The organism is Streptomyces olivochromogenes, assembly GCF_021538895.1.
Taxonomy (GTDB): domain Bacteria; phylum Actinomycetota; class Actinomycetes; order Streptomycetales; family Streptomycetaceae; genus Streptomyces; species Streptomyces olivochromogenes_A.
In genome coordinates this window covers 1-6,581 of the sequence record NZ_JADDRL010000224.1, presented here as the reverse complement: position 1 = coordinate 6,581, position 6,581 = coordinate 1, and the positions used below count along the sequence as shown (strand labels likewise).

Annotated in this window: 5 protein-coding genes, 1 tRNA gene and 1 pseudogene; 1 reads left to right on the top strand and 6 read right to left on the bottom strand. The window is 71.7% G+C overall.

All coding sequences use genetic code 11. The features are described from left to right. Positions 1-155 precede the first annotated feature (155 nt). Positions 156-563, bottom strand: a complete 408-nt coding sequence (locus IPZ69_RS46085) for a winged helix-turn-helix transcriptional regulator (RefSeq protein WP_235460901.1) — start codon at positions 561-563, stop codon at positions 156-158. 172 nt (positions 564-735) lie between these two features. Further along, positions 736-1,917 carry an ABC transporter permease gene (locus IPZ69_RS46080; protein ID WP_235460900.1) on the bottom strand — a complete coding sequence of 394 codons (1,182 nt, stop codon included), beginning with the start codon at positions 1,915-1,917 and terminating at the stop codon, positions 736-738. A 120-nt stretch (positions 1,918-2,037) separates the two neighbouring features. On the opposite strand from IPZ69_RS46080, the gene IPZ69_RS46075 reads away from it, so the two are divergent. After that, positions 2,038-2,643 (top strand): TetR/AcrR family transcriptional regulator, encoded by a 606-nt coding sequence (locus IPZ69_RS46075; protein ID WP_235460899.1) that lies wholly within the window; start codon positions 2,038-2,040, stop codon positions 2,641-2,643. Between the two features lie 69 nt (positions 2,644-2,712). On the opposite strand, the gene IPZ69_RS46070 is transcribed toward IPZ69_RS46075, so the two are convergent. From IPZ69_RS46070 to IPZ69_RS46055, 4 genes and pseudogenes are all read right to left on the bottom strand, one after another. Further along, positions 2,713-2,786 (bottom strand) — tRNA-Thr (locus IPZ69_RS46070). A gap of 107 nt (positions 2,787-2,893) precedes the next feature. Further along, a complete protein-coding gene (locus IPZ69_RS46065) occupies positions 2,894-4,489 on the bottom strand; it encodes an alpha/beta hydrolase (protein ID WP_235460898.1) in 1,596 nt (531 codons plus the stop codon). Positions 4,490-4,645: 156 nt separating this feature from the next. Continuing rightward, on the bottom strand, positions 4,646-5,851 hold the full coding sequence (locus tag IPZ69_RS46060; RefSeq protein ID WP_235460897.1) for a DNA polymerase III subunit delta': 1,206 nt from the start codon (positions 5,849-5,851) through the stop codon (positions 4,646-4,648). Positions 5,852-5,957: 106 nt separating this feature from the next. Next, positions 5,958-6,581 (bottom strand): annotated as a pseudogene (locus IPZ69_RS46055) (dTMP kinase); the annotation flags it as partial.

Genomic DNA, 6,581 nt, shown 5'->3' with positions numbered 1-6,581 from the left:
CCACCGGGCGGACAACTGCGAAGCCCTCGCCGACGCCGTACTCACCGACCTGCTCCCGCCCGGCGGCGCCACCGACGACACCGCCCTGGTCATCGTGCGCCTGTGAACCCGGCCACCGCTTCCGCGTACTCGGTCCGCCGGCACGGAACGGGAGGTCATCGGCCTGACGCGGCCGGTTGATCCGATGCCGACGAGCACGAGCCGCTCGCCGGAAGGTGGTCCTCCGCCCACACGCACAAGGCGGCCAGGGGGATGAGGAAGGCGTTGCCGTGCGGGGAGAGTGCGTAATGGGCTCTCGACGACGGCCCGGTCCGGACGTGTTGGGCGACGAGGTCGATCGCGGTCAGTTCCCTGAGGCGCTGGGCGAGCATCCGGTCGCTGATGCCGGGGACGCGCTCACGAATCTCTGCGAAGTCGGCCGGGCCTTTGGCCAGACCCATGAGGATCAGTCCGTTCCAGCGCCTGCTGAGCAGGGCGAAGGCCCGAGTGATGGCCGGAGCGGCACCGGTGGACTGCGGGTGTTCGGACCGGCGTACCGGCTGGGGGTGTCGTGGGGTGGTCATCGTGCGCGTCCGTTCCGGCACGGCGCGAGGCATCGCGGTTCAACACCTCGCGCGGTACGCCGTGGTCGTGGTCGTGTCGGGAGTCGGCCCGTCTGCCTGCCGGGCCGCGCCCTCGGTGCGCTGCCTGCGCGTTGACAGCCAAGGCCGGATCGCGCGCGTGAAGCGCCCGGTATCAGTCGTCGCCGTCATGGCGATGGGCGTGGGCGTGGGCGGGCGCGTGACGCCGAATCGGCGAAGCGGCGCCGGGCCCCGGCAAGGCCGGGAGCAACTCTCCGGAAGCCGGCGCACTGGTCTTCGTACCGCGGGCTTCCCCCTTGACCCGGTGGCCGAACAGGATCGCCGTGAGCCCGCAGACGCTCCACAGGGCGAGGACGGCCAGGTGGCCGGCGCCGTTGTTGCCGTCGAAGTACGTGGTGTCGCGGAGCAGGCCGGCTCCGGCACCGGGGGGCAGCCACTGGCCGACGTAGTCCACGCCTTTGGGGAGCATCTCCGGGGCGGAGGTGGCACCGGAGAAGGGGTTGCCGACGAAGACCATGAGCACGGCGCTGAGCCCGAGTCCCGGCGGCCCGACGAGTCGGATCAGCCCGGCGGCGGTGGCGCTGATGGAGATCAGGACGAGCGACAGGACCGCCCATGTGGCCACGTGATCGTGGGGCAACGCCCCGAGGAAACCCTGGGCCACGGTGTAGACACCGAGACCCGAGACGGCGCAGGCGACGAGAAGTGTCAGCACCCGCTGCCACGGGCGTCGCAGGCCGCCCGCCATCGCGACGAACGCTCCGATCAGGATGGCGCAGATCGTGAGCGGGAAGACCGCCGAGCTGAACACCACGCCCCTCGGGTCCTCCGTGGCGACGGGCACCACGTCGACCGCCTTCGCGTCGACCGTCGGGGTCTTCGGGGTCTTCGAGGTCTTCGGGGTCTTCGGGGTCTTCGCCGAGGAGTGCATACCGGTGGCAGCCCGCTCAGCGGCCTGCTGGGTGGCCCGATCGGCCAGTTGCTGTCCGACCTGCCCCAGCAGCTGAGCCACGGAGGTGCTGGCGGCGGAGGCCTGCAGCACGGTGATCTTGTGGCTCGAGATGACGAAGGCGCCGTAGACGTCCCGGTTCCTGATCGCCGATCGCGCAGCCTGCTGGTCGGGATAGAGGTGGAAGTCGAACGCGCCGGGCTTCTTGTGAACCAGCCCCTCCACCGCGTGCTGGCTGGCCGTCCCTGTGCCCACGATCCCGACCGGCAGGTCGCGCGGCGCGAGCCGCCCCGCCGGCCAGGCGAACGCCAGCACCGCCAGAGTGATCACTAGGGGCAGCGCCACGGCGGCAACGGCCACCTCGCGCCATGTCCGGTGTCCTGACAAGGGGCTCCTCACAGCCCGCCCTCCCACAAAAGAGAATGCTCGTTTTCTTGAACTCCAGTCTTGCCCGCCGCACGAGCGCACGTCAAGACGAATGTTCGTTTTCTTTGTTAGCCTGGCCGCATGCCCAAGGTCACCCAGCAGCACATGGACGCCCGCCGCAAGCAGATCCTGACCGCGGCGCGCCGCTGTTTCCTCCGTGACGGGTTCCACTCCACGTCCATGCAGGACCTGTTCGCCGAGGCGCGGCTGTCCGCGGGCGCGGTGTATCGGCACTTCACCAGCAAGGACGAGGTGATCCTCGCGATCGCCGAGGAGAACATGCGCGATGTCCTCGACATCACGCTCGCCGTCGCCACGAACCGGCCGGGCCGGTCCCTGGGGGCGGTCGTGGCGGAACTCCTCAACGTGATCCGGGCCAAGTCCGTTGAGGAAGACCTGGCCGGCCTCGCGGTCCTGGTCTGGGGAGAGGCCATGCGCAACCGCTCACTGGCGGGCAAGCTCGACCAGCTCATGGGCCGCATACACGCCAACCTGGTCATCCTGGTCCGCGACCACCAGGAAACCGGCGGCCTGCCCACGAACGTGACAGCCGAGGCGATCGCTTCGACGATGCTCGCCGTCCTCCCCGGCTACATCCTCCAAGTGGCCCTGCTCGATCCGGCCGCCGTGGCCGAAATGCCCTACGCGGTACGGGCGTTGTGGCCGGGGCCGGCCGGTGAACGCTGAACACCGAACGCCGAACACCGAACGAGAAGACCCCAGGCCGAATTGGATCCGACCTGGGGTTTCAAGGTGAGCCGCCTTCGGGATTCGAACCCGAGACCTACGCATTACGAGTGCGTTGCTCTGGCCATCTGAGCTAAGGCGGCGCGCCGTCCGCACTATGGTGCGATCGGCAACGTCGGTAAGTCTACACAGTTTCCGTGGTTGCTCTGACCACGCCCCGGGAGCATGGCCCCCAGGGCGGGTGACAGGGCTATGAGCAGCGCTTTCCCCGGGCTGGAGGGGTGCCGCGGAGGAGGTAGGTGTCGATCGCGGAGTCGATGCAGGAGCTGCCGCGGCCGTAGGCGGTGTGGCCGTCACCGACGTAGGTGAGCAGGCGCCCCGAGGCCAGCTGGCGGGAGAGGGACTGGGCCCAGGGGTACGGGGTCGCCGGGTCACGGGTGGTGCCGACGACCACGATCGGGGCCGCGCCCCTGGCCTCGATGCGGTGCGGTGCGCCGGTGGGCTTCACCGGCCAGTACGTGCAGTTCAGGGAGGCCCAGGCGAGGCCGTCGCCGAACACGGGCGACGCCTTCTCGAACGAGCGCAGGGACCTCTTCACCTGGTCCGGGCCGGTGAAGGCCGCGGGCAGGTCCAGGCAGTTCACGGCGGCGTTGGCGAACATCAGGTTCGTGTAGCGGCCCTTGCCGTCGCGCTCGTAGTAGCTGTCGGAGAGCGCCAGCAGCCCGGCGCCGTCGTTGTGCTTCATCGCCGCGGTCAGCGCCTCGCGCAGCTGCGGCCACTGCGACTCGTCGTACATCGCCGCGATCACCCCGGTGGTGGCGAGGGCCTCGCCGAGCTTGCGGCCGTCGGCGTCGCCGGTCGGGATGGGGTGGGCGTCGAGCTTGCGGAAGAAGGCCTTGAGGTTGGTGCCGACCTTCGCGGGCGTGGTGCCCTTGCGGCCGAGCGGGCAGTCGCTGTGCCGTACGCAGTCCTTCGCGAAGGCCTGGAAGGCCGTCTCGAAGCCCGCCGTCTGCTGCAGGTTCAGGTCGCGCGCGGACAGGGAGGGGTCGAGCGCGCCGTCCAGCACCAGTCGCCCCACCCGCTTGGGGAACAGGCCGGCGTACGTCGCCCCGAGGAACGTCCCGTACGACGCCCCCACGTAGTTCAGCTTCGGGTCGCCGAGCACCGCCCGCAGGATGTCCATGTCCCGGGCCGCCTCGACGGTGGAGACGTGCCGGAGCAGTCGCGCGGAGTGGGCCCCGCAGCCCTCCGCGAACTTCTTGTACTGCCCGACCAGAGCGTTCGTCTCCTTCTGGTCGTCGGGCGTGACATCGGTCTCCGTGTACGTGTCCATCTGCCGCCCGTCGAGGCACTTGATGGGCTCGCTGCGGGCGACACCGCGCGGGTCCATCGCGACCATGTCGTAGCGGGCGCGGACCCCGGCGGGGTACCCGATGCCGGCGTACTGCTGGAGGTAGGCGATGGCCGAACCGCCCGGCCCGCCCGGGTTGACCATGAGCGAACCGAGCGGCTTCGCCTTGCCGGTGGCCCGCTTGCGGGCGACGGCGAGCCGGATGTCGCCGGCGGAGGGCTTGTCGTAGTCCAGCGGGGCCTTCAGGGTCGCGCACTCGAAGCCGGAGACACCGCAGCTGCGCCAGGTGAGTTTCTGCCCGTAGTACGGCGACAGCGCGGACGGCGTCGCACGGGGCAGCGCGGCCAGCGCCGCCTCCGCCGCGTTGCCGGTGGACGTGGACGTGGTCGAGCTCCCGGAGGAGCAGCCGGACACGAGCAGGGCGGCGGCCGCGAGGAGGCCGACCGTGGCGCGGGACGCGGCCCGGGTCCGGCGGGGGGTTCGCCTGGTGTGCATCCAGCGAGCGTAACGTTGCGCGACGGCCCGAGTGCCGTGCGTGCGTGTCGCGGCTCGTACGGATGACCTGGTCAACCCGGGTGATCGGTTCACCCTGCCGAGGTCATTCCGGTTCATCGGCTTCACCGGCCTCATCGGCTTGAGCCCCGGGCGGTCTCAGCCCGCCCGCAGTGCCATGGTCATCGCCTCCACCGCGAGCAGCGGGGCCACATTGCGGTCGAGGGCCTCGCGGCAGGCGGAGATCGCCTCGATACGGCGGAGTGTGGACTCGGGCGAGCTGCCCCGGGCCAGCCGGTCCAGGGCGTCCTCGGCGTCCGCGTTGGCGATGGCCACGCGGGAGCCGAGCTGGAGGGCGAGGATGTCGCGGTAGAACGCGGTGAGGTCGGTCAGCGCGAGGTCGAGGCTGTCGCGCTGCGTACGCGTCCTGCGCCGCTTCTGCATGTCCTCCAGGTCCTTCATCACGCCCGCCGTGCCGCGCGGCATCCGGCCGCCCTGGGCCGCGCCCAGCGCCACCTTCAGCTCCTCGGTCTCCTTGCCGTCCATCTCCTCGGCGAGCTGCTTGGCGTCCTCCGCGGCCGCGTCGACCAGCTCCTGGGCGGCTCGGAGCGCGCCGCCGACCTCGTCCACACGCAGCGGCAGCTTGAGCACGGCGGCGCGGCGCTCGCGGGCGGCCGGGTCGGTGGTCAGGCGGCGGGCCCGGTCGACATGTCCCTGGGTGGCGCGGGCGGCGGCGAGGGCGACATCGGGCTCGATGCCGTCACGCCGTACGAGCATGTCGGCGACGGCGTCGACCGAGGGTGTGCGCAGGTTCAGGTGGCGGCAGCGGGAGCGGATGGTGGGCAGCACGTCCTCCAGGGAAGGGGCGCACAGCAGCCAGACCGTCCGCGGGGCGGGCTCCTCGACGGCCTTGAGGACGGCGTTGGCGGACTTCTCGTTCAGCCGCTCGGCGTCCTCGACGAGGATGATCTGCCAGCGGCCGTTCGCCGGGGACGTGAACGACTTGCGGACGGTGTCCCGCATGTCCTTGACGAGGATCTCGGCGCCGACCGCGGCGACCGTGGTGACATCCGCGTGGGTGCCGACCAGGGCCGTGTGACAGCCGTCGCAGAAGCCGCAGCCGGGGGATCCGCCGAGGGCGCGGTCCGGGCTCACGCACTGCAGGGCCGCGGCGAAGGCGCGCGCCGTCCGGTTGCGGCCCGCGCCGGGCGGGCCCGTGAACAGCCACGCGTGCGTCATCTTCGACGCCTCGGGCGGCGGGGCGTCGGCGGCGGCCGCGGTGACGAGCGCGTCGGCGTCCCGAGCGGCCGCGCCGAGCAACTCGCTCACCTTCTCCTGCCCGACGAGGTCGTCCCACACGCTCACGGGTCACGCCGCCCTTCCGTCACACTCCACGTCCCGGTTCCATTGTGGGGGCGGCCACTGACAACCGGGTTCACGGGCGTCCGGCCCCGAGGGGCCGAAGATCCCGTCAGCCCCGCCGGCCGCGCCCGCGGCCCCGGCCCTGGTCCTCGTCGTGCCCCTGTCCCTCGTCGTGCCCCTGTCCCTCGTCGTACGACCCGAGCAGCTCGTCCGCCAGCGTCGGCAGATGGTCCAGCGGCGTCTCCTCGGCCCAGTCGGACCTGGGCCTGCGCACGGGAGTGCCGTCGGCGTCGAGCTGGGGCAGCTCGCGCGTACGGTCCTCGGCGACCTCGGGCTCGGCGGCCGGCCGCTCGTCCCGGAAGAAGCCCTGCGGCACCCGGCCCGCCGGATCCCCACCGCGCACGGGAGGCAGTACGGCCGTCTCGTCGGCGGCACCCGGAACCACCGGAGGCAGTACGGCCGTCTCGTCGGCCGCTCCCGGAACCACCGGAGGCAGCACCGCCGTCTCGTCCGCGGCCCCCGGTACCGGCGGCTGCGGGAGCTCGGCCGTCACCTCGGACTCGGGCTGCCGGGAGGAACGGCCGGCGTTCCGCCCGGCGTTCTTGCCGCTCTCTGTGCTCGCAGTGCTCTCTGTGCTCTCTGTGCTCTCTGTGGGCTGCTGCGTCCGCACCGGCCGCAGCACCGCCGTCTCGTCCGCCCCCAACTTCACCACCGGCGTCGGCACGGTCGCGGC

Bases quoted from the DNA above. Each gene is read 5' to 3' on its own strand.
- IPZ69_RS46085 (WP_235460901.1), bottom strand. From the start codon at position 563: ATGACCACCCCACGACACCCCCAGCCGGTACGCCGGTCCGAACACCCG.
- IPZ69_RS46075 (WP_235460899.1), top strand. From the start codon at position 2,038: ATGCCCAAGGTCACCCAGCAGCACATGGACGCCCGCCGCAAGCAGATC.
- IPZ69_RS46065 (WP_235460898.1), bottom strand. From the start codon at position 4,489: ATGCACACCAGGCGAACCCCCCGCCGGACCCGGGCCGCGTCCCGCGCC.